This window comes from Halorhabdus rudnickae (genome assembly GCF_900880625.1).
GTDB lineage: Archaea > Halobacteriota > Halobacteria > Halobacteriales > Haloarculaceae > Halorhabdus > Halorhabdus rudnickae.
This window is the reverse complement of sequence record NZ_CAAHFB010000001.1, coordinates 926,082-951,556: the sequence shown is the minus strand read 5'-3', so window position 1 is coordinate 951,556 and position 25,475 is coordinate 926,082. Positions and strand designations below refer to the sequence as shown.

Below are 25,475 nucleotides of genomic sequence, written 5' to 3'. Positions count from 1 at the left end.
TGTCCTCGCTCACTCCGTTCGCTACGGCACCACTCACGCGCAAAAACGTGGAGAAAAACCCTCGGCGCTCTCATTGGTCGCGCCGAGTGAACCGCGCTCGCTGTGCTCGCGCGGATGCACGAGCGCCGGTGCCGAGTCGCGCGGAGCACGACGAGGACTCGAAAAAAGAACGGAGTACATTTTTCGCGCATAACTGTGGGGAACGGACGCGACGGGCGACGTTGCCAGCACCGATTGATCACGGTGGCCGTCGACGGACGGCTAGCACCGAGAGGTCCGAGAACGGCGTTTCGTCCCGACCGGATCCCCCGGCTTGTTCGGCCAACGTGGCGAGCGACTGCCGCGAAATCGTCTCGTCTTCGAGCGTGAGTTCCTCCAGAACGAGAGTTTCGAGATCCGGCGACGCCCCAGCGGCCAGCAATTCCGCCGCGATGTCTCCGGGCATCATGTCGAACGGGCGGGGCAATACCAGCAGATGGCGCTGCCCGACAGCCTCGCGCAGGCGGTCGAGATCGGATTCGATCGGGCCGGACTTATGAAGAGTAACGAAACAGGTCTCTTCGAGCGGCGTCCGGGCTCGACTCGCCGCGATCTGCACCGACGAAATCCCCGGCAGGACCCGTACCGGCCGATCGACCGCGCGTTCGACCTTGCCGAGGAACTGGTAACCCGAGTGGTTCGGATCGCCCATCAGGACCGCAACGCCTGTCGCGCCGTTCGCGACCCGGTCGCCGAACGTCGAGAGCGCCTCGGCCTCGTCCGCGTAGCCACACCGGAGGAGTTCAGCGTCAGTGAGTTTAGCCACGAAGTCCACGACCGTCGAGAAACCGACGATCACGTCGGCCCTCGCGATCGCGTCGCGTGCCCGGCGCGTGAGGAAGTCCGGGTTCCCGGGACCGATTCCGACGGCCTCGACCGGCGAATCGACGGTCGGGTCTTCAGGGGTTGCAGCTGCCGACACCGCCGGGTCGGATCCCGAGTCGAGATCGTCCTCGCTCATTCGTCGGTCTCCTCGGCTTTTGCCTCGTTCGCGACATGAATCAGTTCGTTCGTGAGTGCCGCGGCAAGCCCGCTGCCACCTCGGCGGCCGACGTTCGTGAGCGTCGGAACGTCGTGGGTGGCCCCGACTTCCCGGAGTCGCTGACGGCTCTCGGCTGCTTTGACGAATCCGACGGGCGTCGCGACGACGACCGCTGGACGCGTCCCTGACTCGATACAGTCGGCGAGAGTCAGGGCGGCTGTCGGTGCGTTCCCGACAACGGCGATCGCGTCGTCGTAGACGCCACGTTCGTTGAGCGCGATGACTCCGGCACGGGTTCGCGTCATGCCTTCATCGGTGGCGAGGTCATCGCCTTCGCCCAACGCAGTGCGTTTCTCGCAGTCGTGATCCCGGTCGGTGATCCCGTGACGGGGCATCGTGACGTCCGTGACGATCGGATTACCGTCCTCAACCGCGTCGGCCCCGCGACGGACCGGATCGTTCCCGAATCTGAGCAGGTACTGGAATTCCGGGTCGCCAGTCGCGTGGACGGCTTTCCGGCGTAGCCGGTCTTCGAGCGTGTCGCCAGGCACGAGGTCCGCCACGATGTCGAGGCTGGTCTCGGCGATCGCGGTGCCACCTTCCGTCGTTGCCCCGAGATCCGTATACGACCGTTCCTCGTCGCTCATCGTCTTCCCTCCGGGCCGTCAGGGGCCGCTTCGAGTTTGCCGTCGACGGTCAGCTGGACATCTTTCAGCCTGTCGATGGTCTCCCGGTCGGCCGTCCAGAGGTCCCGATCGACGGCTTCGAGAAGCCGTTCAGTGATGTGTTCCAGTGCCCACGGGTTCTCCGCGAGAAACCACTCCTGACGATCCTCGTCTAAGGCGTATTCCGCGGCGATCTCGTCCCAGAGCGTGTCGCTGATCGCGTCGGTCGTCGCGGCCCAGCCCAGCGCGATCTCGACGGTCGTCGCGAGGTCGCCGGCGCCCTTGTAGTCGTGTGCTTGCATGCTGTCGATCCAGTCGGAGTTGAGTACTCTCGTTCGCATCGTTCGTCGAAGCTTCTCCTCGTTGGTGTAGATCTGTGGTCGGCTCGGATCACTCGCGTCGCCGACGTAAGAGGCGGGTTCGGTCCCCCGTCGATCGGCCACGGCCCGCTTGAAGCCGCCGTGGAAGGCGTACCAGTCCGAGCTGTCGAACTCGTCCTGTTCGGCGGTGTCCTCCAGTTTAACGGTCGCTTCGATCCGCGACAGCCGGGTCTCGAGGGCGTCTCTGGCTGGGGAGACGTCACCCGAGCCGTCGACTGCGTAACCGCCCCAGGTCACGAACACGTCAGCGAGGTCGGCAGTGTCGTTCCACTCGCCGGTAGTGATCGCTTTGTTCGTGCCGGAGCCGTAGCCACCTGGTCGCGTCGTGAACACCCGGGGAAGAACTGTCTCCGGTCGGTCATCGGCGGCGTCCGCTGTCGCACGCTCTTCGAGATAGTGCTTGCGCACGAAATTTCGGTCCGGCGGTTCGTCACGTGTCGCGACAGTTTCGACGGCCTCCTGAAGGAGGCCGGCCACGCGGGGGAACGCGTCGCGAAAGAGTCCGGAGATGCGCGTCGTCACGTCGATCCGCGGTCGACCCAGGATCGAGAGGTCGATCGGTTCGACCTTCTCGACACGGCCGGACTCCGACCAGACGGGTTCGACGCCGAGCAGCGCCAGGATCTGGGCGACGGTTTCACCGCGGGTTCGGACGGTCGGTGTCCCCCAGGCAACCACCCCGATTTCCTCGGGATACTCGCCGGTCTCCTCGCGGTGGCGATCGAGTACCCCTTCGGCGATCGTTTCCCCGACCTCCCAGGCGGATTTTGAGGGGACGCGTCGGGGATCGAGCGTGTAGAAGTTCCGGCCCGTCGGGAGCAGATCCGCCCCGCCGCGAGTCGGTGCGCCGCTCCCACCTGGCGGCACGTATTCGCCATCCAGCGCGGCGACGGTGTTCGTCGTCTCGTCGCGCGCCGCGTCGACCCGCGCCACGAGATCCGTCGCGATGTACGCAAGAATGTCCGTTAGATCCTCGACGGCCGTCGGATCGCGCTCGGAACCGATGATGGGAACATCGTCCACGAGTGAAGCGATCTCCGCCTCGGTGACCTCGAAATCGCGGGCGGACAGCGATGTGACAAGATCGACGCTCGTCTCGTACACACGCTCGGCGGCTGTCCCGTAGCACATGCCCAGGTCAGGGTCGTACGTTTCGGGCGCTTCGATCATTGACTCGACAGGGACGCCCATCGCTTGGGCGACGGCCGCCCGAAGACTCGGGGCAGCGTTGTTCTCGAAGCGACTGAGCGCGACGAGATATTCCACGAGTCGCTCGCCCGTCGGCGGCTCACCCAGCGTGTGTAGCCCCATCCGGATCTGGGTCGTACTGACCTCGGTGAGATAGCCGTGCAACTCGACGACGAGGTCCGAGATGTCGACGGATTCGACGTCGTCGATCCCCAGATCAGGCCCCAGATCCTTCGCTTGGACCCGTTCTCTAATCGTTGTGTCGAGACTCGCGAGGTCCGTCCGTGCCGCACCGTCACGCGCTCGCTCGCGGTATTCCCGGACGAACCCCTTCAGTTCCGCGAGATCGTCGTCCATTCCCGCGGCTCGCATCGGCGGCGTCAGGTGATCGACGATCGTGGCGTACGAACGGCGGGTGGCCTGGGTTCCCTCACCGGGGTTGTTGATGACGTAGGGGTAGACGTTCGGGACCGCGTCGAGCAGCCCGTCCGGGGCGCTCGCGCCGTCTAATCCGACCGTCTTGCCCGGGAGCCACTCCAGACTGCCGTGCGTGCCGAGGTGGACGATCGCGTCCGCATCGAAGCCCTCGTCGAGCCACCTGTAGGTAGCGACGTACTCGTGGGGGGGCTGCAGTGCGGAGTCGTGATACACCCGCTCGGGATCGGTCTCGAACCCACGGGGAGGCTGGACGGTGACGAGGACGTTCCCAAGGTCGACACCTGGAATCGTGATCGGCTCCGTGGGAGGATCGCCCCATTCCTCACGCACGGCGGTCTGCAGGTCCGGATGTAACTCTCCGAACCACGACCGGTAGGTGGCCGGATCGACCGTCTCGATCCCAGCGCTATCGGCGGGTTCTGTCCATCGCGTATCGTCCGTGAGCTGGCCGACCAACTGTTCGACGATCGCCTGTCCGTCAGCCGGCCGGCCGGCGATCCGGTAGCCTGCCGCATCGAGGCGATCGAGTAACCGATCGAGACTCGCCGGCGTATCCAGGCCGAATGCGGTCCCGATCCCGTCTTCGGAGGGGGGATAGTTGTGGAGCACGACGGCGATCCGCTTCTCCTCGGGTGGTGTTCGGCCGAGACGCGCCCAGTTGGCCACCAGTTCGGCGGCGTGTTCGACGCGGCCGTCGATCGGCTGGTGTGTGCGGGGGGCCGGCCCATCGAAAGCAGCCGGTCGATCGTCCCGATCGGCGCGTTCTTTCCCGCTGATCGGGTGTGAGACGATCGTGCCGTCTAGTTCCGGGAGAGCGACCGACAGCGCGAGTTCGAACGGTGGGAGGCCCGCGTCATCCGCGCGGTACTCCGCCCGAGGACGCATCGTCGTCATCGCCTGGACGACAGGCACGTCGAGAGCTTCCAGAAATCCGATCGTGGGATCGGCAGGTTCCCCGGCCGAGCTCCCCCGCTCGGTCATCGTCAGCGAGTACATGAACGTCGTCACGATCGCGTCCACTTGCACGTCCGTCCCGTCGCCGAACCAGTTGGCTGCGACCCACGCGGCGTCCCGTCGATCCGGGTCTTCGGCCCGCGGGGTGGTGAACACCGGGAACGCGTCGACTCCTTTGGCTTCCAGTGCCCGGACGAGTGCGTCTACGTACTGGGTGTTCTCGACGGTCCAGTGGCTCTCGTAGAACCAGATTCCGACCGTCGGCCGGTCCGAATCGAACGTCTCCCGAAGCGCCTCGACAGTCGCCCCCGGATGATCCGGATGATATACTCCCGTCGACGGGAGCGCGACCGGATCGTCGTACGTCCAAGTCCCCGCTCCGAACTCCGACGCGAGGTATCGACAGAGGTTTTCGACGTTGAGGACACCACCCCGGTCGAGATAGCGACGAACCTGGCGCTGGACGGCGGGGTCGACAGTCGAGTCTCCCGCGCCGCTAGTCGTTCCCGCTCGGGCAACCACGACTTCGAGGTCCATCCGGTACAACTGCTCGCGGACGGATTCGAAGTCCGGGAGTCGCGATTCGGACCCGTGGAGCCAGCAGACGACCACGTCACAGCCTTCGAGGCGGTCGAGGAACTGCCCTACCGCCGCCGGACCCTCCAGGTCCGACCCCGAACGAACGAGGAGATCGATCCCGGAAAGGCGCTCGGCGGCCGCCCGGATCGCGGCGACCGGCTGATCGGTCGCTGTGTAGAGTCCGATCGAACACATCCTTATTATAGTACCATTGGATTACCCCAAGTATGGTTGGATTTCGATCCGCCGTCCCGTTCCCGGACATCGTGGGCCAGGAGCGTCTCAAGCGGGCGTTGCTCGCGGTGGCTGTCAACGACGCCCTCGACGGGCTGTTGATACGGGGCGAGAAAGGGACGGCAAAGTCGACGGCGGTGCGGGGACTGGTCGATTTGCTCCCCAACCAGCGGGTGATCGCGGATTGTCCATACGGCTGTCCGCCGGACGAACCGGCCCGTCAATGTGACTCCTGTCGGGGCCGGGAGAACCCGCCTGTCGAGACCCGTCCCGTCCCCCTGGTCACGGTCCCGTTGGGGGCGACCCGCGAGCGGGTCGTCGGATCGCTGTCGCTCTCTGACGCACTGGATGGGGAGCCGACGTTCGAACCGGGGCTACTCGCCCGGGCTAATCGCGGCGTGCTGTACGTCGACGAGGTGAACCTTCTAGACGATCACTTAGTCGACGTATTGCTGGATGCTGCCGCCAGCGGTGTCAATCGCGTCGAGCGTGATGGAATGAGCGAGACGCACCCGGCCGAGTTCACCTTGATCGGCACGATGAACCCCGAAGAGGGGGACATCCGTCCACAACTCCGTGATCGCTTCGCCATCCAGGTCGAGGTCACGGGGGCCCAAGATATCGACGAACGGGTAACGATCGTCGAATCGGCGCTCGACCGCTCCCGGGAGACCGAGTCTGACTCGGACGACTCCGCTAAACTCGACCAATTGCGTCGGACGATCACCACTGCGCGGGAGGCGCTCGACGACGTCTCATTGCGGCGTGACCTGGCCGCGACGATCGCCGAGGTCTGTGTCGACGCTGGCGTGGACGGCCACCGTGGCGATATCGCCGCGGCTCGCACCGCCCGGACCTTCGCGGCACTGGATGGCCGTCGGAACGTAACTGAACGTGACGTCCGGGAAGCCCTCGGGTACGCGCTCCCCCACCGACTGCGAAGTCGCCCCTTCGAGGAGACCGAACCCATCGAGGACCTGCTGGCGGAGCATTTCGACGAGTCGGCCGCCGAGTCGGGTGACGATACCGAGGAAACGGACGAAGCCGACAGGGAAGGAGGACGAGAACAGTCCCAGGCCGGGGGTTCGGCCAACAACTCCGAATCAGAAGCGAGCAGGACGGTCGACGGGACGGATACGCCCGCCGACGCTGACGGTACCGGACCCGACCGCGACCATTCAACGGCTACGGCAGGCGGACCAGCAGAAACCGATCGCTCGGAAACGGAATCCACGACCGAACAGGACCGATCCGGCACAGACACCGCGGAGGTCCCGGCCGAAATCGGTGAGAGGGAGGACGCACGAGCTGAGTCGGACGATAGCTCCAGAGACGGAACTCAGTCGGATACCGCGGACGGCGAGCAGTCAAAAGGGACGGACGGCGACTGGTCGGGGGATTCAGCGGGCGATCGAACTGCTCGTCCGGCATCTGCCGAAAGCGTGACGCCGGTCGAAACAGACGGCACCCCCGGATTGGGTATCGACGACGAGACGCCTACATCAGCTGTCGACACCGGCCGCATCGAGGCCAAACCCGACGCCGACGCGGTCGGTCCCCGCGTTCGCACGGAGCCGGTTGACTCACCCGACAACGTCGACACGGCCGCGACGATCAGGCAGAGCGCAAAGCGTGGGCGGGCCGACATCCAGCGCCAGGACCTCCGGCAGTCGGTCCGGTCCGGGTCGGCGACAGCACTGGTGGTCTTCGTCGTCGACGCGAGCGCGTCGATGCGGTCGGCGATGGAGGCCGCGAAAGGGACCGTCCTCGAACTGTTGAAAGAGAGCTATCGAGAGCGCGACGAGGTCGCGTTCGTCGCCTTCGCGGGCGAGGAAGCGACCGTCCTCCTCCCGCCGACGGACAGCGTCTCACTCGCGGCCCGTCACCTCAAGGAACTGCCGACCGGTGATCGGACGCCACTGCCCGACGGACTGACGACGGCCCGTGAGGTGATCGACCGGGCCGACCCTGCCGCGAGCGTGGCCGTCGTCGTGACCGACGGTCGGCCGAACGTCGCCGCCGGACGGCCGACGGCGGCGACCCGCACGGCTGCCACAGACCTCGCCGAATCCGCCGACGAGGTCCTGGTCGTCGATGCTAGCCAGCCGGACGACCGGGCAACGGTGACTGCGGATCTCGCGGAGGCCGCCGACGGGCGGACGATTTCGCTGGAAAACCTTTCCACCGAGTCAGTGCAGTCTGCGTCCCGATCTGCCAGAGAGTAAGGCCGCGCCTGGGTCATCCCGAGCGCGGTCCGTCGTGGCTGTGGTCGTGCTCGTGCGTTGCTGTCCCATCGTGACCATGGTCGTGAGCGTCGGCCTGTCCGTGGTCGTGCTCGTGATCGCGCCCACCTATGTCGCCGTGGTTGTGACCATGGTCGTGAGCGTCACTGACGTGTGCCAGCGTGTGCTCTAACGCCTCGGCGAAGGCCGTTTCGCCGTCGACCCCCGAATCGTAATCGGCAAACGAGACTTTGTGTGTACACGTGTCACAGGGCATCGAGACGGTACCGGTTCGTGCCTCCTGCACCCGGTATTCGAGCGCACGAATGAGTCGTTCGTCGACGCCCAAGACGTCCGTTGTGGTCGCTTCGATCCCCGGGTGTAACTCGTCGAACTCCTCGACCTCCTCGCGGACTCGCTGTGTGAGAACACCGTCGCCGAGCATATACGGGGCGACGATCGTGGCGTCGGGGTCGTGGCGGGCGACCTCACGGAGTGTTCGGTCGAGTTGGGGTTCAGTGACCCCGATAAACGTCGGTTCGACCCGGCTGAAGGCTCTGCCCTCCTGGATGAACCGGGCGAGCCGATAGGCGTCGGCGTTCGCGTTCGGGTCGCTGGATCCGCGACCGACGAAGACGACCGCCACGTCGTCATCGTGGCGATCGGCGGCCAGTTCGGCCTCGGCAGCGTCGATCCGGTCGGCGACGATCTCGACCAACTCCGGGCGAACGCCCAGGTTCGAGCCGTACGCAAACTCCACGTCGGGGAATCGCTGTCTGGCATACTGGACGACGAGCGGTACCTCGTCTTTGACGTGCCCGGCGGCGAACAGCGCGAGCGGTACAACGGTGATCGACTCGGCGTCCGGGGCCAGCTCCGCGATCCGATCGTGAATGTGTGGTTCGGCAAGTTCGATGAACGCCGGTGCTACCCGTTCGTCCAGCTGGGCTTCGAGGGCGGCCGCGACCGCCCGCACTTGATCGTTCGATGCCTCGCGTCGAGAACCGTGTCCGGCGAGTACAACCGGTGTGTCCGTCGTCATGTGTGTCTCAGTAGTCGTATTTCCGTTCGTAGCCTCTGGGGGTGAGCAGCCGGTCGCCCCAGACGCGCGTTCGTTCGGTGCCGACGACGATCGTCGACGTCATATCGAGAAGATCTGATTCACCCAGTTCCGGAAGCGTTTCGAGGTCGGTGACGTGCGTTCGTTCGTCCGCTCGGCCGGCCCCGCGGACGATCCCGACTGGCGTCTCCGGGTCCCGGTGGGCCGAGAGTATGTCACAGGCCAGCTGGAAATTCTGTGCTCTGTTGGGACTCCAGGGATTGTAGAGAACGACGACCATTCCCGTCGGGGCGACCGCTCGCAGCCGCGATTCGATATCGGACAGCGGGGTGAGGTGATCCGAGAGGCTGATCGACACGGTGTCGGTGACGAGTGGAGCGCCGAGCCGTGCTGCCGAGGACTGTGCCGCCGGGACGCCCGGCACAACCTCGAAGTCGATACGGTCGGGGTGAATCTCCCGTGATTCGAGGATTTCGAGAACGAGACCACCCAGCGCATAAACGTTCGGGTCGCCGCTCGCGACGAGGGCGACCGACGCCCCGTCGAGAGCCCGATCGACGGCGGTCTCCGTTCGGGAGACCTCGGTGCCCATCCCTGTCGCGTGGACCGCGTCGGCACTCCGGCGCACCGACTCGGGGAGCAACTCGACGTAGGTCTCGTAGCCCACGATCTGATCGACTGCTTCGAGGGTTTCTCTGGCCCGGATCGTCATCCCTGCATCGTGACCCGGCCCGAGTCCCACCGCCGCGAGGGACCCCTCGACGATACTGTCGGCGTCGGTGTCGATCCCGGCGGAACGTCCGTCTGTGTCGCGCTCGGGGGCAGTTTCAGGTTCCATCGTCGCCACCTCCATCGGTGAACGGGGCGGAACCGTCCCGCGGCGTGACCAGGAACGGCCGGCCCCCGTTGGCGGGGCGCAGGACCCGGGAGTCCTCGGTCCCGACGATGACGAGCGTCCCGACCGTTTCGGGAGCGCATTCGTCACGGGCCGCCGCCAGCGTCGTGATCGTGACCGTCTCTCCCGTCGGCGAGCGACCCCGCTTACCCCGGGCCACGTCTTCGAGTACTGCGACCGGAACTGAATCCGAGCGGTGGGTTCCGATGGTATTCAGGGCCGAGTCCAGTGAGCGAGCGACGTTGTACAGCGCGATCACGAACCCGGCCCCGGCGGCGGCTTCGAGTTTCTGATCGATCGCCTTCCAGTCGCGTCGAGCCGTCGACAGCGAGAGCGCACAAAAGTCGTTCGACAGCGGTGCCCCGAGCAGTGCCGCCCCGCCCAGCGCCGCCGTGACGCCGGGCAGGACTTCGATCGGTATCTCGCCGTCGGCCTCGGTCTCGGCCAGCGTGACAAGCAGGTCTGATTTGCCGAAGACCGCCGGGTCCCCGCCCGAGACGTGAACGACTGTCTCACCGTCACGCACGCGGTCGAACGTCGCCGCTGCCTGGCGTTTGCGGTCCCGGCGTGCGGAGTCGATGACGACTGGTCCACTGTCCGGCTGATCCGTTTCGCCACCGAGCAGTCCGTCCTGCTGCAGAAATCGCTGATACAGGGGGGCGGCGTAGACAGCGTCGGCCGTCTGGATCGCGTTGCGAGCGGCCCGCGTCAGATGCGCCGGCGACCCCGGTCCCATGCCGACGACGACGAGGCGACCGTCGGGCGTATCCTCTTCTTGCGGCGGGTCGGGACGGGCGACGTGTGCGGCCGTTGGCCAGTCGGTCATCGTCCTACCGCCACCGTAACGCGGTCCTCGAACGTCCGCTTCGGCGCCAGTAACTCGTGGGTCCGTCCGCCCGCGATGGCACTCGCCTCGGCGATGCCGGGCCAGTCGAGCAACTCCCGTGCTCGCGATTCTGAGGGGCCATCGAACCGTTCGAGGGTCTCCTTCTCGAAGGCGACGACACCGAGGTCAAGCGACGCGGCGGCCTCCAGGAGGCCAGGCTCGTCCGCTTTCAGTTCCCCCGTCGCGACGAATTCGATGTCCGAGCGATCCCGGCCGGTCGCTTCGAGGGTGTCCAGCCAGGCTTGCCGACAGGTCTCGGCGTCGGTCCCTGCCCGACAGCCAGTCCCGATCACGACCTCGGCAGCGTCAGTCCGTTTGAGTACCGTCACGTCCTCCTCGACGAGAACCGCCCGCGGCCCGTCGAGGCGCTCGATCGGGCCGAGAGCACCGTCCCGAACAGCCAGGTTCGTCGCCACCGTCGAGTCGGGAGTCTCGATCGAGGCCCCGAGTGCAGCCGCGCGGGTCTCGACTCCCTGCTGGCCGGCCGCGTCGGTCGCCGTCGTCACCGTCGGGACGGGACCGGCGGACGCGAGTTCCTCGGCCAGCCGGTTGGCCCCGTGATGGCCGCCCACGAGCGGGATCGCCCAGGTCCGTTCCGCGTCGACCGCCACCACGGCCGGATCAGCCCATTTGTCGGCAAGCAGCGGCGCGATCTTTCGGACGACGATCCCGCTCGCCATCAACGCCACGATGCCGTCCCGGTCCCAGACCTGCTCGAAGACCCCATCGTCGTATGTGCTGACCTCGACGGTCCGGCGGTCGTTCCTGAGAGTCTCGGCGAGCTGCTCAGCCGTCGAGTGCTCACGTTCGAACGAGACCACGGCGACGGAATCGACGCACGCCTCGCCACTCACGAGCGATCACTCTCCGTGGTCCCGTCTTCCTCATCTGCCCAGCCGTCGTAGAGGAACGATCGCTCGTACTCGCCGCCGGTCACCGCCTCGCCGACGATCACCAGCGCGCTTGACTCGTAGCCGGCCGTCTCAACCTTTCCCGCGATGTCCCCGACCGTCCCCAGCAACACGTCCTCGTCCGGCCACGAGGCGTGATAGATGACCGCCACGGGCGTCTCGGCGTCCACTCCCGCCTCCAGCAGTCGATCCATCGTCGCGTCGATCGCGTGGGTTCCCAGGTAGACGGCCGTCGTCACGTCGCCCATCTCGACGAACTCGCTGACGTGCTCGTCGGAAGCGTCGAGCGTTCGTCCCTGTGGGCGGGTGAACGCGACGTGATTTGCGACGTTCGGCAGCGTGAGTTGGGTCCCGAGCGTCGCGCTCGCGGCGAAGGCGGCGGTGACGCCGGGGATCACGTACGCCGGGACGCCCCGCTCGGCCAGCATGTCGATCTGTTCGAGCGCCGCCCCGAATATCGCCGGATCACCACTGTGCAGGCGGACGACGTTCAGACCGTCCTCGTAGGCATGCGTCATCTCCGAGACTAGCGTTTCGAGGTCCGTCCCCGCGCTGTCGATGCGGTCTGCCTCGGGGGCGTAGGCGTCGAGAATCTCACTGTTGACCAGCGAGCCGGCGTGGACGACGAGGTCGGCCTCCTCGAGTGCCTTTCGACCGGCGACAGTCACGAGCTTCGGGTGGCCGGGTCCGGCACCGACGAAGGGGATGGCGTCCGACTCGGCCCACGGGAGTCCACTCACGGCGACCGTCCTCCGTCGGCACGCTCCGCGTAGGCGACCGTGAAGTAATCGCTGTCCGCCAGCGCGTCCGGGTCGGTCGTGATCGTCGCGTCGTCCATGAACAGCCGTCGGCCGTAGGTCACTGTATAGCCCGCCTCGGTCAGTGTGTCGTGCGTTTCGGCGACGTCGGTGACTTTCAACAGCAGCAACTGTTCGGGACGGTCGGACGGAATCCCGGCGGCGGCCTCGCACACGGTGAGCGATCCCTCGTCGATTTTCACGTCGAGTGCCGTCGTGAACGCCGTGACGACGCTCACGCCAGGCACAGTCCGGACCTCGACGGCGGGATAGTCGGCGAGTGCGCGTTCGAGGTGGCCGAACGTGGCGTAGATCTTCGGGTCGCCGACCGTGACGAAGGCGGCGTCGTCCTCGCGAGCGACCTCGGCAACCCTTGCGGCCGCATCTTCCCAGGCGGCTTCGAGTGCCGCCTGATCGTCTGTCATCGGGAACGTCAGGCGTTCGGTGCGCTCCGTATAGGGATCGACGAGACACTCGGCAATATCGCCCGGGGTAAACACGGTCGTCGCCCCCGTCACGATCTCCCGGCCTCGAACGGTTATCAGCGCAGGATCGCCCGGGCCGAGCCCGACGCCGTAGAGTGTCACGCTGCCTCCTGGCCGGGGTGGCCGCTGATTACGTACACTGGTCGTTCGGGTTCGATCGCCGTCTCGCCCGCCAGCGACGATCCCCGGCCGATCGAGACGCGACGGACTTCGGGATCGAACGAACGGGACCGGAATCCGTCGATCGCACGGACGGCCGTTTCGAGCCGGGCCGCGTTGAGGACGACGACCCGCGGCCCCGCCGTCGCTACCCAGTCCAGAACGGCATCTAGATTGCGCGTCCCACCGACGAACACGGCATCCGATGACTCGGGGAGTCCGTCCGGGGCGGTCGCCCGAGTGACTGTCACCGAGGATTCACAGTCGTTGGCCGCCAGATTCGTCCGGATCGCTTCGACACGTTCCGGATCACGTTCGACGGCAGTCACTCGATCGGCGGTCCCGACAGCCTCGATTGACACCGCGCCGGTTCCGGCCCCCACATCCACGACGTGATCGCTCGGCCGGAGATCGAGCGCCCACAGCACTAGCGCCCGAACTTCCGGTTTCGTTGGACCCGGGGCAGTCGACTCCGGGAGTGAGATGCGTCCCATTGTGGGTGGCCTGCGTCCCGTCGCTGAAAACAATATCGTTTGATGTAGTACAACTCAACCTTCTCGTGTGGCGGATTGGACCGTCTCCCTCCGTTCGTCACTGCAAGAGCAGACACTATGCTGTCCGAGAGTGTAACTGTGAGTGCAAAGCGTCCGGGAGAATTACCGGGCCAGTGAGGTCGCTACTCGGAGCGCAGTTCGTCCATGTGGTCGATCCGTGACTGGACCAGTTCGGGCGTGCCGATGTCCCAGCGGACGCGCAGCCCCTCGGTGCCGGCGCTTTCGAGCGCGTCGGTCGCAATCTGTTCGGCGTCAGTGATGGAATCGGCGAGACCGACGACCGCGAACGAGCGGGAAGTCGTCGTGTAAATGCCGTCATCCCGTTCGTCGACGCTAGCGTAATACAGCAGTGCGTCGCCGGCGTTCTCGGGCGAAATTCCGACCTTCGCGCCGGATTCGGGATCGGTCGGGTAGCCATCGGGTACTGCGTACTTACAGACGGTCGCCCGGGACTGGAACTGGAGTTGTGGGAGCGACTTGCCGTCCCGTGCCGCGACGAGGACGTCAAGCAGGTCGGTTTCCATGACGGGGAGGGTGTTCATCGCCTCGGGATCGCCAAAGCGGGCGTTGAACTCGACTACCTTCACGCCATCGGCAGTGAGCATGAACTGACCGTAGAGGACGCCTTTGTACCCGTCCAGTGCGTCGACGGTGGCTTCGAGGATATCGACGGCTTCCAGGTAGTCCTCGCGGTCCATGAACGGCAGTTCGAGCTCAGAATCGCTGTAGGACCCCATGCCGCCAGTGTTGGGTCCCTCGTCGCCCTCGTAGGCGCGTTTGTGGTCCTGGACGGCGGGGGTGACCCGGATTTCGCCGTTCGCGACGAGCGCCTGAACGGTGAACTCCTCGCCGATGAGGCGTTCCTCCAGAACCATACGGTCGTACTCGGAGTCGCGGATGTACGCCTTGGCTTCTGTGGCAGTCACTTGATCGCCGATGACGCGGACGCCCTTCCCGCCTGTGAGGCCGGCGGGTTTGACGACCAGATCGCCGTCATATTCGTCGATGTATTCGCAGGCAGCCTCACTGTCGGTGAATTCCTCGAAATCCGGACAGCCCGAGATGTCGTTGCGGTCCATAAACCGCCGCTGGAAGCCCTTGTCCGTCTCGATACGGGCCTCCTCGGCCTGGGGACCGAACGCGTAGACACCGGCGTCGTCCAGCGCGTCGGCGACGCCCGCTTCGAGGGGGGCTTCCGGGCCGACGATGGCGAGCGTGGCGTCGACTTCGTTGGCATAGGTTGTGACGGCCTGTGGGTTGGTCGCGTCCAGTGTCTCAAACCCATCGGCCAGGCGGGCGATCCCGGGATTGCGGTTGCCCGCGGCGGCGTACAGCGAGCAGTCCGAATCGTCGAGCGCGCGAGCGATCGCGTGCTCACGGCCGCCGCCCCCGATCAGCAGTACCGTTTCGGTCATGGGAGAACACCCTCGCCAGGGGAGTGTAAAGGTTGCTTTTGGGCGTGCGAGTCTCGCCGCCGACGCCACGGGTAAACCCCTGGCGACCCGACGGGGGCCATGAGCAACCCACTCGAAGACAACCGTCTCGACGCGGAGGGAAGTCCCTACCTCCGCCAGCACGCCGACAACCCCGTCGATTGGCAGCCCTGGGACGACGACGCCCTCGCGGCCGCAGAACGCGAGGACCGACCGATCTTCTTGTCGATCGGTTATTCGTCGTGTCACTGGTGTCACGTCATGGCCGAAGAGAGCTTCTCGGACCCCGCGGTCGCCGAGACCCTCAACGAACACTTCGTCCCGATCAAAGTCGACCGTGAGGAACGGCCGGATGTCGACCGGATCTACCAGACGCTGGCCCAACTCCTTGGCCAACAGGGTGGCTGGCCGCTGTCGGTGTGGCTGACGCCCGATCGTCGCCCGTTCTACGTGGGGACGTACTTCCCACGGGAACCCCAGGGAGGCCGGCCAGGGTTCGAGCAGTTACTCGAAGACCTCAACGAGACCTGGGAGAACGATCGCGAGACCGTCGAGGAACGGGCCGAGCAGTGGGCCGACGCGGTCGCCGGGCGTCTGGAGGGCACTCCAGACAGTCCGTCCGAGATCACTGACAGCCCAGACGGGCAACTCCTCGAAACGGCCGCACAGTCGGCAGTGCGTCAGGCCGACCGCGAGCACGGCGGGTTCGGGCGCGGCGGACCGAAGTTTCCCCAGCCGGGACGGCTCCACCTCCTGTTGGGGGCCGACGCCCGCCTGGACGGGGCCAGCGGCGATGCCGGAAGCGACGTCGATCTCGACGGGATTGCGGGGAGCGAACTCAAAGAGAGTGGGGACGCGGACGTGGATGCCGAGACGTACCGCACAGTTCTGACGGAGACGCTCGACGCGATGGTCTCTGGCGGCCTCTACGATCATGTCGGCGGGGGGTTCCACCGTTATGCGACCGATCGGTCCTGGACGGTCCCACACTTCGAGAAGATGCTCTACGACAACGCCGAGATCCCGCGGGCACTCGTCGAAGGCTACCGGGCGACCGGCAACGAGCGCTACGCTCGCGTCGCACGGGAGACTTTCGAGTTTCTCGATCGGGAACTCGGCCACCCCGACGGCGCGTTCTACAGCACGCTCGACGCCCGTAGCGAAGGTGAGGAGGGAACGTTCTACGTCTGGACGCCCGAAGCGGTCCGGGATGCCGTCGACGACGAGACAACTGCTTGGCTCGCTCTGGAACGATACGGGATCACCGAGGATGGTAACTTCGAGGACGGACGGACGGTGTTGACCATCAGCGCCGAACTGGAAGAACTTGCGGCGACCTCCGGTCTGGACGAAGCCGAGATCGACGACCGTCTCGAACGGGCACGCAAGCAGTTGTTCGCGGCGCGTGGCGAGCGCCCCCGGCCGGCCAGAGACGAGAAGATCCTCGCGGGCTGGAACGGGCTGGCGATCTCGGCACTGGCGGAGGGTTCGCTCGCGCTCGATGCGGAGCTGGCCGACCGCGCCGTCGACGCACTCGCGTTCGTCCGCGAGCACCTCTGGGACGCCGAGGCGGGCCTGCTCAAACGTCGCTACGCCGACGGCGACGTACGGATCGACGGCTACCTGGAGGACTACGCGTTCCTCGCCAGGGGCGCTTTCGATTGCTACCAGGCGACTGGCGACCCGGACCATCTCGCGTTCGCGTTGGACCTCGCTCGCGAGATCGAAGCGCGGTTCTTCGACGAGGGGGCTGGCACGCTGTACTTCACGGAAGCCGGCGAGACAGATCTACTCGCCAGGCCCCAAGAGGTGACCGATCGCTCGACACCGTCGAGTGCCGGCGTCGCCGTGGACGTACTGTTGTCGCTGTCGGCGTTCGTCCCCCACGACCGGTTCGACTCGGTCGCCCGTTCCGTTCTCTCGACCCATCACGATGCGATCGCGGCGGATCCGCTTCAGCACGCCTCGCTGGCACTTGCGGCCGATCACGCGGGCAGTGGGGCGAGCGAATTGACCATCGCCGCCGACGCTGTGCCCCAATCGTGGCGCGAACGCATCGGGCGAACGTTCCTTCCCAGTCGGATCCTCGCACGCCGACCACCGACCGATGGGGGACTGGATGCGTGGCTCGAGACGCTGAATATCGAGTCCGCACCGCCGATATTCGCCGACCGGGCAACAAAGGACGGCGAGCCGACGGTCTACGCCTGTCGGGAGTTCACCTGCTCGCGCCCATTGACTGATGTCGAAGAAGCGCTCGCGTGGTTCGACGCCGGGGCCTGAAAACTCGCGGCGTGATCAGACCGATGCGTCGACCGATTCGAGTTGCCTCGCCAGGTAGACGGCGATCGGTTCGCCCTCGTCCTCGACGAAGCGGGCGATTTCTTCCCCGTCGCGTTCGACGACGACCGTCGGGATGTACTCGATCCCGTATTCTGCGACGCCTTCTCCTTGCTTGTCCTGATCGAGTGGGTAGTGTTCGATGTGGTTCTCGGATACGTCGGCGGCATCGAGTGCCGCGCCGAAATCGGGAAGTAGCGATCGGCAGTCCCCACACCAGTCCCCACCCCAGACCTTGTACGTCACGTCGTCGAACCCACGGAGGATCTCGACGGTTTCCTCGTGGGCGTCAGCGCTCCAGACCGGATTCGGTTCCATCGTCTCGAGTGGCATGCCTCAAGGTAGACTTCCAGCGGGTTTAACCGCGCCGTTCTCGGGAAGTACTGCGGGATCGACGCGCCCTTCGACAGCGGCACGACCTGCCGGTGACCGTCGGGTGTTTACTCCTGGCCGGCGAACCGCCGGGTAATGGACGACAGCATTCTCGATACCATCGGGACTCCGTTGGTCGAGATCGGCTCCCAGCCGGGCGTCACGGTCGCCGCGAAAGTCGAGGCATTCAATCCCGGCGGGTCAGCGAAGGATCGCCCCGCGCTGGGAATGATCGAGGCCGCCGAACGCGAGGGTGACCTCGAAGCTGGCGATCGACTCGTCGAGCCCACCAGCGGCAACACTGGCATCGGCATCTCGCTTGTGGCCGCCGCGAAAGGATACGACGTGACGATCGTCATGCCCGAGGACATGTCTGTCGAGCGCCGGCAACTCATGCAAGCCTATGGCGCGGACCTCGAACTCGTCACCGGAGATATGAGCGACGCCCGCGATCGGGCCGACGAACTCGAGGCGGAGCACGGAATGATCCAGCTCCGGCAGTTCGAGAACCCCGCCAACCCACAGGCCCACTACGAGACAACGGGCGTCGAGATCCTCGAACAGATCGGCGATCGGACGATCGACGCGTTCGTCGCCGGTGTGGGCACGGGGGGGACGATCAGCGGGACGGCCCGCCGCCTCCGGGAGACGTTCCCCGAGATGGACGTGATTGCTGTCGAGCCGTCCGACAACGCTGTCCTCTCGACCGGCGAGTCGGGGTCTGATGATTTCCAGGGGATGGGACCGGGCTTCGTGAGCGAGAACCTCGATCGCAGCATGATCGACGAGGTGCGGACGATCGACATTGAGGACGCCGAGGCGGAGTGTCGTCGTCTGGCTCGCAAAGAGGGGCTGCTCGTCGGCCAGTCCAGCGGCGCGATGGGCGTGATCGCCCGCGACGTCGCCGCGGAGCTGGCCGACCCCGGCGCCCAGGAGCCGCCGCTGGTCGTGACCGTCTTCTGGGACAGCGGCGAACGCTATCTCTCGACCGGGCTGTTCGACGGGTGAATCGACTGCCAGCGTGCCTTTTTCTCGCAGCGTAAATCGACGCGTATCGTTATGGTAGCTGGCGTCGTCCCCTCAGTCAGCGATGGACCCCGTTTCCGTTCTCTGTGTCGACGACGATTCGGACTTGGTGGCGCTGACGGCGGCGAACCTCCGACGGGACACGGACTCCTTCGAGGTCACGACGGCGACCGACCCCAGACGTGCACTCGAGGAGGTGTCCACCTCGGCGGTCGACTGTATCGTCAGCGATTACGATATGCCTGATATGGACGGCCTCGAATTCCTCGAGGCCGTCAGGGAGGGCCACCCAGACCTCCCATTTATCCTGTTCACGGGCAAGGGGAGCGAGGAGGTCGCAAGCGAGGCGATCGCCCGCGGTGTGACTGACTACCTCCAGAAAGGGACCGGTGAGGACTGCTATGATTTGCTGGTAAACCGGGTAACAAACGCCGTCGAGAAATATCGGGCGGGCAAACGGGCAGAGACACTCGATCGAATACGTGGGATTCTTCGGGACGTCAATCGGTCGCTGGTCCGGGCCGAGGATCGGGAGGCACTCGAACACCGCGTCTGTGAGATCCTCGCGAGTGCCGACCCCTATCGGCAGGCCTGTATCCTCACTCCCGCCGGCTCGGCGGCGTTCGACATACGCGCTCGCGTGGAGGAGGGGACCTTCGAGAGTGTCGAGGAGAACGCCGCGGATCTGGCGGCTGCTTGCCCTGTCGACGTAGCTCTCGAGAACAGTGAGATCGCGATGGTGACGATTGACGGGCACGCACCGGTATCCGAGCGGGAACGCGCGCTGTTCGAACAGGGGTACGACGCGACCGCCGCCATCCCGATCACGTACGACGGCAGCGACTACGGCGTCCTTTGTCTGTTCACGAACGAGACCGACGCCTTCGACGCCGAAGAGCGTGCGCTGCTGGCAGAGATCGGCGAGGATCTCTCGCACGCGATCTATCGGGCGGAACTACACGATCGGTTTCGCCGGAACGAACGTATCATTGCGAACCTCCCCGTCGGCGTCTATCGAAATTCCCCCTTGCCGGATGGGGCCCTACTCGAAGTCAATCCAGCGCTCGTCGATCTGTTCGACGCTGAGGACGCCGAGGACCTCTTGGGCCGCCCGTTTCGCGAACTTTACGCCGATCCCGACGACCGAGAGCAGTTCGTCACGGCGCTCGAACGCGAGGGAATCGTCCAAGATATCGAACTCGAACTCGAGACGCTCTCGGGCGACTCGTTCCGAGCATCCGTGACCGGACTTCTGACTGAGGATGGCGACGAGCGGTACTTCGACGGTGTGATTCAGGAGATTCCCCAGGCTGACCAGCAACGCGCACGCCGGACGCCGATCGACCCCCGGACAGATCGCTGAAGGCGGTAATTCGTGCTGCTTTCCTGTCCGCACGACGAATTGCTGTCGATGCCTTCGACACTCGATCTCCTGATCGGTAGCGGCCCCGGCCAGCGGGTTGTCGTCCTGGGTGCGGTCGTGCTGTACGCGTATCTGTTCCTCACGCGGCCGGACGACGCCAAAGCAGCCGTAGGCAACGGGCTCCGGTTGTTCGGTCGGATGTTCTCGCTCATCCTTGCCGCCCTCGCCCTCGCCGCGGCGATCCAGACGCTCGTGTCCGCATCGGCGATCCGGCACGCCCTTGGCGAGGCCGCCGGCGTCGGTGGGAGTGTTCTCGCGGGCTTGATCGGCGGGATGCTACCCGGCGGCCCCTACGCCGTCTACCCGATCGTCAGCGGTGTCGTGGCCGCCGGTGCGGGTGCGGCCGCCGCGATCGCGATGCTCGTCGGCTACGGGGCCATCGGGCTGGGGCGCGTCCCCTACGGCCTGGTGTTTTTCGATGTGAAGACGGTCGCGCTCCGACTTGGGATCGCGATCCCGACGACGGTCGCAGTGTCGGTGGGGGTGTATCTGCTGCTATGACTGCCGGAGACATCGTCGACGGGGTTCGACGCCGCGTCCGGCAGACGACGGTCGGCGACGTCGTTGACGTCCTCCTGGGGGGCCAGTGGAACCAGCGGGTGGTCGTCCTGGGCGCGATTGCGCTGTACGGCTGGCTGGCGCTCACCGACCTCGAGGCGGCGCGCCAATCGGCCGCGTCCGGGCTCGGGACGTTCACCCATATGTTCACACTCATCCTCGCGTCGCTGCTGATCGCAAGTGCCCTGGAGACGCTTCTGTCTCCCGACGCGCTGGCCGACTGGCTCGGCGAAGCCGCCGGTGCTCGCGGCGTCGTCCTCGCGGGCCTGATCGGCGGGGCACTCCCCGGCGGTCCCTACGCCGTCTACCCGATCGTCCGCGGCGTCGCCGACCGCGGCGCGAGCTATCCCGCCATGCTGGCGATGCTTGTGGGTTACAGCGTGATCGGCCTCGGCCGGGTTCCGTTCGGTCTCGTCTTCTTCGAGACGTGGATAATCGCCGCCCGGCTCGTCATCGCCGTCCTCGTCACGGTCGTCGTGGGGCTGTCGCTGTACGCCGCGGCACAGACCACCATCGGCGGACGCCTCCTCTCGTTTGACGACTGAAGAGACAGACGACTACCCTTCTGACGACACAGACGACCGATCACCGGAAGTTGCGGATGACCGGCCATCGAGAGATACAGAGACCGGTCACCTGGAGAACTCGTCTTCGGTGACGCGTACGACGACCGTCTCTTCGACGTCCCGGAGATCGTACGCCGGAACCGACCCCTCGGTCCGCGTGACGTACATCGGTTCGACGAGTTCCGGCAAGCCCACACTCCGCCCGAGTGCTTGGTTTTTTGCGTCTCCCGGCTCGCTTCCCGCTCTCTCCGGCGATTCGGGACCCCCTCCGTCGGACGTGGTCCTCTCGCTTTCGTCCGGCGGCCCCGACTTTGGCCCTGCGGACGGGTCGTCGTCGCCGGCCTCGTCCGAACTATCCCCGGCCGGTTGGACGCCGTAGACTTTCAGATAGCGGTCGGACTCGGCGGGCGCCACGCGGTCGTCCCGGATCGCGGTGGCGAGGTCTCGGGAGAGCCACTCGGACTCGCTGACGCTGGGTTCCCGGACCAGCGCGGCATCGGCGTACCGGACGAGATACCAATTGAGATCGTTCAGCAGCGCGACCGCCGCGCCGAGGCTCACCGTCTCGAGGCCGACCGCGTTGTGAAACGGTTCCGAGAGGTCGTACGTCCGCAACGCCTCGCGGGCGGTCTCGTGGGAGAGAAGCGTCTGTCTGAGCCGTACGTTCTCCGATCCCAGTAGACAGACGCGAGTCATCGAGTTCGACTCGGGACGCCCGGGACAAAAACCGTTCCGTCCACGCCTCCTCTCAGTGGTCGACCCGTGGCGGCTCGACGCGTTCGGGCTCGGCGGCCACCCGCTCGGCCAGTTCGAGCAACTCGTCCGGCTCGGCGGCCCGGACGGCCGCTGGATCGCCCCGTGTCTCGGGGTTGTCGGGTGCGATCCGGTTGCACCCGGCGGGGACAGTCGCGTCGTCGTACGTCTCGAGGGTCCGCGCCTGCTCGGTGACAGCGGTCTTGTCCATCGTCACCAGCGGCCGGTGGATCGGCAGATCCGTGACGGCGTCCGTCGCCGCAAGGTTGGCCGTCGTCTGGCTTGACTTCTGGCCGATCGCCTCGCCGGTGACGATTCCGACCGCCCCCTCCTCGCGGGCGACTGTCTCGGCGGCCCGGTACATGAACCGGCGCAGGGAGAGCATCCGGGTGTCCGCTGTCTCCGTCACGAGTCGTTCGACAGCCTCGCTCCCGTCGATCACCCGCAGATCGAGGTCGAAGTTCGGTGCGTGCCGGGCCAGCTGGCGGACGGCCGCTTCCGCCCGGGCGCGATGGTCCGGTCCGCCGTACGGGCCGAGATCGACGTACACTGGCAGGATCGGTGCCCCCCGAGTCATCGCCTGCCAGGCCGCCACCGGCGAGTCGATCCCGCCGCTGATCAGCGCCACAAGTGGCTCCTGGGTGCCCAGCGGGAGACCACCCGGTCCCGAGCGCTTCTCGAGGAAGACGAACGCCTCGTCGGGACGCGCCTCGACATAGACCGTGAACGCCGGATCGTCGAGATCGACCGTCGGCGTCTCCCCCATAGCTTCGATCGCGTTCCAGATCGCCGATCCCCCTCGCTCCTCGATGTCTCGGCTGGTGAACTCGTGGATCTCGTCGCCGCCGGCCCGTCTGGCTCGAACGGCGAAGGGGCCGCCGTCGTAGCATTCTCTGGTGGTCGCTTCGAGCGTCTCGGTGATCGCTTCCATTGATGGTTCGACCGACCGTGCGGGACTGGCCGAGACGACGCCGGGAGCGTCCGTCGCGGCGTCTGTGGCCGCCTCAACATTGTCCTCTGTCGTCCGCACGTACAGCCGATTGCGCTCACAACCGGTGTCCCCCGTGAGATCGCGATCGGCGAGGAGCGCGTTGAGGTTCTCCTGTAGCTGGAACTCCATTTTCATCCGCACCTGGTCGCTCTTGACGCCGACTTCGCCGTGTCGGACAACGACCACGTCGGCTCCCGGGGGATGCATAGCCTTCCGTATTCGATGGGCGAGTAAACAGCCTTCGACAGCGACCGATGGACAAGAAGGGGTCTCCCCGGCGCGTCAGAACGTCGAGAGTTCGCCGTCGATGACGCGCTCGGTGATCCCGGTGATGTCTGCGAGTTCCTCATCGATGATGGCCGTCACATCGTCTTCGACATCGGCTACGTCCACTCCGTCCTCGGTGATGATCGTCGCGTCGGCGACGTGGGGATCGTCGATCGGCGAGCCGATCTGGCTGAGCAGCCGAACCTGGAGTTGCTTGATGCCCTCGACCTCCTCGACGACCGAGTGAGCGATCTCCGTGCTGAGTAGATTATAGATCTTCCCGATGTGGTTGACCGGGTTCTTCCCGCTGGTGGCCTCCATGCTCATCGGACGGTTCGGCGTGATGAGGCCGTTTGCCCGATTGCCCCGACCGACCGACCCGTCGTCCCCCTGTTCGGCGCTGGTGCCGGTCGTCGTGAGGTAAATCGCTCCCTCCTCGTAGTCGTCTGCCGTGTTCACGTGGACGCTGACCTCGCGATCAGTGTACTCGGCGGCGAGGTCGGCCACGTACTCCCGGACGCCTTCGACGGCATCCCGGTACTCGTGGATGTCGTTGACGTGGGCGTCGACGGTCGCCGCGGCGACGGTCACGTCGATCTGCTCGCCCTCGCGCTTGCCCATGACCTTGATGTCCTGACCGATCTCCGGATGCGAGTCCGTGTATTCGCCGTTGAGTCGCCGTTCGGTGTTCAAGACGATCTGCTCGGTCTCGGTCAGCGGCGCGTGGCCGACCCCGTAGGAAGTGTCGTTGGCCATCGGTACGGCCGCGCCATCCTCGCCGAAGACTTCCTGCAGGTCGCCGCTACCCTCGCCCAGTCGAACGTCGACGATCACGTCCGAGCCGACATCGAGGTGCGGGAACGTTTCGTCGAGGTACTCGCGGGCGGCCCGGAGGGCGATGGTGTCCGTCGGGATGCGCTGGCCCTGGAACTCTTTGGTCGCGCGGCCGACGAGCAGCAGGTAGATCGGTTCGATCACCTCGCCGCCGCCGAAAGCCGGCGCGGACGTCCCCGCGACGAGTTGCGTCTCGTCGGTGTTGTAGTGTAAGACCCGACCGACCCGATCCAGATACGCCTGGGCGAGCGCTTGTGAAACGCGTTCAGCTACCCCATCACAGATCGAGTCCGGATGGCCCAATCCCTTGCGTTCGACGATTTCGACCCGCTGGTCCTCGACTGCCCGTCCGCTCGCCCGCGAGACGCGAATGTTCCGATCGGTCATTACCAGTCCTTGCCCGCCACGGAGTCTATAACTTACGGAAACCTTCGAGAGTCAAACGATTACTCAGAAGCATCAAGCAGGAGGCCGAGATAGGAGGTCCGGATGCTTTCAGCGGGATCGAGTCCGACGTTCGAAAGCCGCGACTGTAGTTTTTCCCGGGCGTCTTCGACGGCGTCCTCGCTTTTGACGTCCGTCTCGATCTCGACGAACTCTCCGAGATCGGTCACGTCGTCGAGCGTGACGGTGTATTCATCCAGTCTGTACCGATGGCGTTCCTTTTCGACTGTCGCGGCGGGTTCGAATCCGAGTCCCCGGAGGATCGCGTCGGCCGTCTCGCCGTCGCCGACCGTCGTCTCCGCTTCCTCGCGGGTCTTGGATTCGGTGTCGATCTTTGGGCCCTTGTAAGTAAGTTTCACCGTCGTCTCGCCGTGGCGATGCTCCCGGCGAATCCGTAGCGCCTCGTCGGTCGCGGCGAAATCCCGGTGCGGGGCCTCGTAGTAGGTGTCCACCTGTCGGATCGTCCCGAGGGGGTTCGCTCCCGCATCGACGAGTGCCTCTCGGACGGTCGCGTGGTCGGCCCGGACCTTGATCTCTACCTCGAACATGCCCGAGACGAGCGCAGTGTACGACAAAAAGGCTCTGTTGAAGCCCTATTTTCAGATATATAGTTGATAGGCCTCCTTGCCACTACACATACCACCTGTTTGTCGATGACAAAATCGGTGATCGTGGCGAAAAGGGGAGTCCACTTGTCTCCAGGGTCGGATCGGCTTGGTGGTGATTTGACCCATCGTCGAGTACGTACCCATGGATTAAGATTACATATCAGATGTCATAGAGACCGGGTCAGGGGCAGGTGGAATAGCCACCGCACTGTATGCCGATCACAATGCCATTCGACCATACTCTTCAGAGGATACCCTGTTTTTCGAGTTGGTCGATCCGATTTCGATCGTCGCAGTAATACCCCCATTTCTACGATCGGCGGCGCCTGTGTATTCCGCGCATCCTGTGTTAGGTAATAAGAATGCGCTTATCGACCTCACCCACACGGTGGTCCATACCGGAAGTACGGCCGACACCCAACATTAACACTC

At 65.6% G+C, this 25,475-nt stretch carries 22 protein-coding genes; 6 read left to right on the top strand and 16 right to left on the bottom strand.

Features of this window, described 5'->3' with window-relative positions; translation table 11 throughout:
• Positions 1 to 238: 238 nt before the first annotated feature.
• From BN2694_RS04715 to cobN, 3 genes are read right to left on the bottom strand one after another with little or no spacing between them, the layout of a single operon-like run.
• A complete protein-coding gene (locus BN2694_RS04715) occupies positions 239 to 1,000 on the bottom strand; it encodes a cobalt-precorrin-7 (C(5))-methyltransferase (RefSeq protein WP_135663094.1) in 762 nt (253 codons plus the stop codon).
• A complete protein-coding gene (locus tag BN2694_RS04710) occupies positions 997 to 1,668 on the bottom strand; it encodes a precorrin-8X methylmutase (protein ID WP_135663092.1) in 672 nt (223 codons plus the stop codon). Before BN2694_RS04710 ends, BN2694_RS04715 begins: the two co-directional genes overlap by 4 nt.
• Positions 1,665 to 5,420, bottom strand: a complete 3,756-nt coding sequence (gene cobN, locus BN2694_RS04705; RefSeq protein ID WP_135663090.1) for a cobaltochelatase subunit CobN — start codon at positions 5,418 to 5,420, stop codon at positions 1,665 to 1,667. Before cobN ends, BN2694_RS04710 begins: the two co-directional genes overlap by 4 nt.
• 32 nt (positions 5,421 to 5,452) lie before the next feature.
• Here cobN and BN2694_RS04700 point away from each other — a divergent pair, with 32 nt between their 5' ends.
• Positions 5,453 to 7,684 (top strand): VWA domain-containing protein, encoded by a 2,232-nt coding sequence (locus tag BN2694_RS04700; RefSeq protein WP_135663088.1) that lies wholly within the window; start codon positions 5,453 to 5,455, stop codon positions 7,682 to 7,684.
• 13 nt (positions 7,685 to 7,697) lie between these two features.
• On the opposite strand, the gene BN2694_RS04695 is transcribed toward BN2694_RS04700, so the two are convergent.
• The 8 genes from BN2694_RS04695 to purD form a co-directional block, all read right to left on the bottom strand.
• On the bottom strand, positions 7,698 to 8,723 hold the full coding sequence (locus BN2694_RS04695) for a CbiX/SirB N-terminal domain-containing protein (protein WP_135663086.1): 1,026 nt from the start codon (positions 8,721 to 8,723) through the stop codon (positions 7,698 to 7,700).
• 7 nt (positions 8,724 to 8,730) lie between these two features.
• Positions 8,731 to 9,579, bottom strand: a complete 849-nt coding sequence (cobJ, locus tag BN2694_RS04690; protein ID WP_244605359.1) for a precorrin-3B C(17)-methyltransferase — start codon at positions 9,577 to 9,579, stop codon at positions 8,731 to 8,733.
• Positions 9,569 to 10,462, bottom strand: coding sequence for a precorrin-3B C(17)-methyltransferase (locus BN2694_RS04685; RefSeq protein ID WP_135663082.1), 894 nt, complete (start codon positions 10,460 to 10,462; stop codon positions 9,569 to 9,571). Before BN2694_RS04685 ends, cobJ begins: the two co-directional genes overlap by 11 nt.
• Complete coding sequence (gene cbiG, locus BN2694_RS04680) at positions 10,459 to 11,376, bottom strand: cobalt-precorrin 5A hydrolase (RefSeq protein WP_135663080.1); 918 nt, start codon at positions 11,374 to 11,376, stop codon at positions 10,459 to 10,461. The genes BN2694_RS04685 and cbiG overlap by 4 nt, the downstream gene beginning before the upstream one ends.
• Positions 11,373 to 12,173 (bottom strand): cobalt-precorrin-4/precorrin-4 C(11)-methyltransferase, encoded by an 801-nt coding sequence (locus tag BN2694_RS04675; RefSeq protein WP_135663078.1) that lies wholly within the window; start codon positions 12,171 to 12,173, stop codon positions 11,373 to 11,375. The genes cbiG and BN2694_RS04675 overlap by 4 nt, the downstream gene beginning before the upstream one ends.
• Positions 12,170 to 12,817, bottom strand: coding sequence for a cobalt-factor II C(20)-methyltransferase (locus BN2694_RS04670; RefSeq protein WP_135663075.1), 648 nt, complete (start codon positions 12,815 to 12,817; stop codon positions 12,170 to 12,172). Before BN2694_RS04670 ends, BN2694_RS04675 begins: the two co-directional genes overlap by 4 nt.
• Complete coding sequence (cbiT, locus tag BN2694_RS04665) at positions 12,814 to 13,368, bottom strand: precorrin-6Y C5,15-methyltransferase (decarboxylating) subunit CbiT (protein WP_135663072.1); 555 nt, start codon at positions 13,366 to 13,368, stop codon at positions 12,814 to 12,816. Before cbiT ends, BN2694_RS04670 begins: the two co-directional genes overlap by 4 nt.
• 182 nt (positions 13,369 to 13,550) lie before the next feature.
• Positions 13,551 to 14,843 (bottom strand): phosphoribosylamine--glycine ligase, encoded by a 1,293-nt coding sequence (purD, locus tag BN2694_RS04660; RefSeq protein WP_135663070.1) that lies wholly within the window; start codon positions 14,841 to 14,843, stop codon positions 13,551 to 13,553.
• 99 nt (positions 14,844 to 14,942) lie between these two features.
• On the opposite strand from purD, the gene BN2694_RS04655 reads away from it, so the two are divergent.
• Positions 14,943 to 17,144, top strand: coding sequence for a thioredoxin domain-containing protein (locus BN2694_RS04655; protein WP_135663068.1), 2,202 nt, complete (start codon positions 14,943 to 14,945; stop codon positions 17,142 to 17,144).
• Positions 17,145 to 17,159: 15 nt separating this feature from the next.
• On the opposite strand, the gene BN2694_RS04650 is transcribed toward BN2694_RS04655, so the two are convergent.
• Positions 17,160 to 17,534, bottom strand: a complete 375-nt coding sequence (locus BN2694_RS04650; RefSeq protein WP_135663066.1) for a thioredoxin family protein — start codon at positions 17,532 to 17,534, stop codon at positions 17,160 to 17,162.
• 135 nt (positions 17,535 to 17,669) lie between these two features.
• On the opposite strand from BN2694_RS04650, the gene BN2694_RS04645 reads away from it, so the two are divergent.
• From BN2694_RS04645 to BN2694_RS04630, 4 genes are all read left to right on the top strand, one after another.
• Complete coding sequence (locus BN2694_RS04645; protein ID WP_135663064.1) at positions 17,670 to 18,581, top strand: PLP-dependent cysteine synthase family protein; 912 nt, start codon at positions 17,670 to 17,672, stop codon at positions 18,579 to 18,581.
• Between the two features lie 82 nt (positions 18,582 to 18,663).
• Complete coding sequence (locus BN2694_RS04640; protein ID WP_135663062.1) at positions 18,664 to 19,962, top strand: response regulator; 1,299 nt, start codon at positions 18,664 to 18,666, stop codon at positions 19,960 to 19,962.
• Between the two features lie 48 nt (positions 19,963 to 20,010).
• The gene (locus tag BN2694_RS04635; protein ID WP_135663060.1) at positions 20,011 to 20,523 is read left to right on the top strand and encodes a hypothetical protein; all 513 of its coding nucleotides are present in this window, start codon (positions 20,011 to 20,013) and stop codon (positions 20,521 to 20,523) included.
• Positions 20,520 to 21,125, top strand: coding sequence for a permease (locus BN2694_RS04630; RefSeq protein WP_135663058.1), 606 nt, complete (start codon positions 20,520 to 20,522; stop codon positions 21,123 to 21,125). Before BN2694_RS04635 ends, BN2694_RS04630 begins: the two co-directional genes overlap by 4 nt.
• Before the next feature lie 87 nt (positions 21,126 to 21,212).
• On the opposite strand, the gene BN2694_RS04625 is transcribed toward BN2694_RS04630, so the two are convergent.
• The 4 genes from BN2694_RS04625 to cyaB form a co-directional block, all read right to left on the bottom strand.
• On the bottom strand, positions 21,213 to 21,842 hold the full coding sequence (locus BN2694_RS04625) for a DUF5804 family protein (RefSeq protein ID WP_135663056.1): 630 nt from the start codon (positions 21,840 to 21,842) through the stop codon (positions 21,213 to 21,215).
• A 52-nt stretch (positions 21,843 to 21,894) separates the two neighbouring features.
• Positions 21,895 to 23,097 carry a tRNA sulfurtransferase gene (locus BN2694_RS04620; protein ID WP_135663054.1) on the bottom strand — a complete coding sequence of 401 codons (1,203 nt, stop codon included), beginning with the start codon at positions 23,095 to 23,097 and terminating at the stop codon, positions 21,895 to 21,897.
• Positions 23,098 to 23,172: 75 nt separating this feature from the next.
• A complete protein-coding gene (locus BN2694_RS04615) occupies positions 23,173 to 24,378 on the bottom strand; it encodes a methionine adenosyltransferase (protein WP_135663052.1) in 1,206 nt (401 codons plus the stop codon).
• Between the two features lie 59 nt (positions 24,379 to 24,437).
• Positions 24,438 to 24,983, bottom strand: coding sequence for a class IV adenylate cyclase (cyaB, locus tag BN2694_RS04610; protein WP_135663050.1), 546 nt, complete (start codon positions 24,981 to 24,983; stop codon positions 24,438 to 24,440).
• Positions 24,984 to 25,475 lie beyond the last annotated feature (492 nt).

What these genes read in the sequence shown, in the direction of transcription:
- purD (WP_135663070.1), bottom strand. Translation starts at nt 14,843, where the DNA reads ATGACCGAAACGGTACTGCTGATCGGGGGCGGCGGCCGTGAGCACGCG.
- BN2694_RS04615 (WP_135663052.1), bottom strand. Translation starts at nt 24,378, where the DNA reads ATGACCGATCGGAACATTCGCGTCTCGCGGGCGAGCGGACGGGCAGTC.
- BN2694_RS04695 (WP_135663086.1), bottom strand. Translation starts at nt 8,723, where the DNA reads ATGACGACGGACACACCGGTTGTACTCGCCGGACACGGTTCTCGACGC.
- BN2694_RS04700 (WP_135663088.1), top strand. Translation starts at nt 5,453, where the DNA reads ATGGTTGGATTTCGATCCGCCGTCCCGTTCCCGGACATCGTGGGCCAG.
- BN2694_RS04710 (WP_135663092.1), bottom strand. Translation starts at nt 1,668, where the DNA reads ATGAGCGACGAGGAACGGTCGTATACGGATCTCGGGGCAACGACGGAA.
- cbiT (WP_135663072.1), bottom strand. Translation starts at nt 13,368, where the DNA reads ATGGGACGCATCTCACTCCCGGAGTCGACTGCCCCGGGTCCAACGAAA.
- BN2694_RS04655 (WP_135663068.1), top strand. Translation starts at nt 14,943, where the DNA reads ATGAGCAACCCACTCGAAGACAACCGTCTCGACGCGGAGGGAAGTCCC.
- BN2694_RS04640 (WP_135663062.1), top strand. Translation starts at nt 18,664, where the DNA reads ATGGACCCCGTTTCCGTTCTCTGTGTCGACGACGATTCGGACTTGGTG.
- BN2694_RS04685 (WP_135663082.1), bottom strand. Translation starts at nt 10,462, where the DNA reads ATGACCGACTGGCCAACGGCCGCACACGTCGCCCGTCCCGACCCGCCG.
- BN2694_RS04650 (WP_135663066.1), bottom strand. Translation starts at nt 17,534, where the DNA reads ATGCCACTCGAGACGATGGAACCGAATCCGGTCTGGAGCGCTGACGCC.
- BN2694_RS04620 (WP_135663054.1), bottom strand. Translation starts at nt 23,097, where the DNA reads ATGCATCCCCCGGGAGCCGACGTGGTCGTTGTCCGACACGGCGAAGTC.
- cobJ (WP_244605359.1), bottom strand. Translation starts at nt 9,579, where the DNA reads ATGGAACCTGAAACTGCCCCCGAGCGCGACACAGACGGACGTTCCGCC.
- cobN (WP_135663090.1), bottom strand. Translation starts at nt 5,420, where the DNA reads ATGTGTTCGATCGGACTCTACACAGCGACCGATCAGCCGGTCGCCGCG.
- BN2694_RS04635 (WP_135663060.1), top strand. Translation starts at nt 20,011, where the DNA reads ATGCCTTCGACACTCGATCTCCTGATCGGTAGCGGCCCCGGCCAGCGG.
- BN2694_RS04625 (WP_135663056.1), bottom strand. Translation starts at nt 21,842, where the DNA reads ATGACTCGCGTCTGTCTACTGGGATCGGAGAACGTACGGCTCAGACAG.
- cyaB (WP_135663050.1), bottom strand. Translation starts at nt 24,983, where the DNA reads ATGTTCGAGGTAGAGATCAAGGTCCGGGCCGACCACGCGACCGTCCGA.
- BN2694_RS04715 (WP_135663094.1), bottom strand. Translation starts at nt 1,000, where the DNA reads ATGAGCGAGGACGATCTCGACTCGGGATCCGACCCGGCGGTGTCGGCA.
- BN2694_RS04630 (WP_135663058.1), top strand. Translation starts at nt 20,520, where the DNA reads ATGACTGCCGGAGACATCGTCGACGGGGTTCGACGCCGCGTCCGGCAG.
- BN2694_RS04645 (WP_135663064.1), top strand. Translation starts at nt 17,670, where the DNA reads ATGGACGACAGCATTCTCGATACCATCGGGACTCCGTTGGTCGAGATC.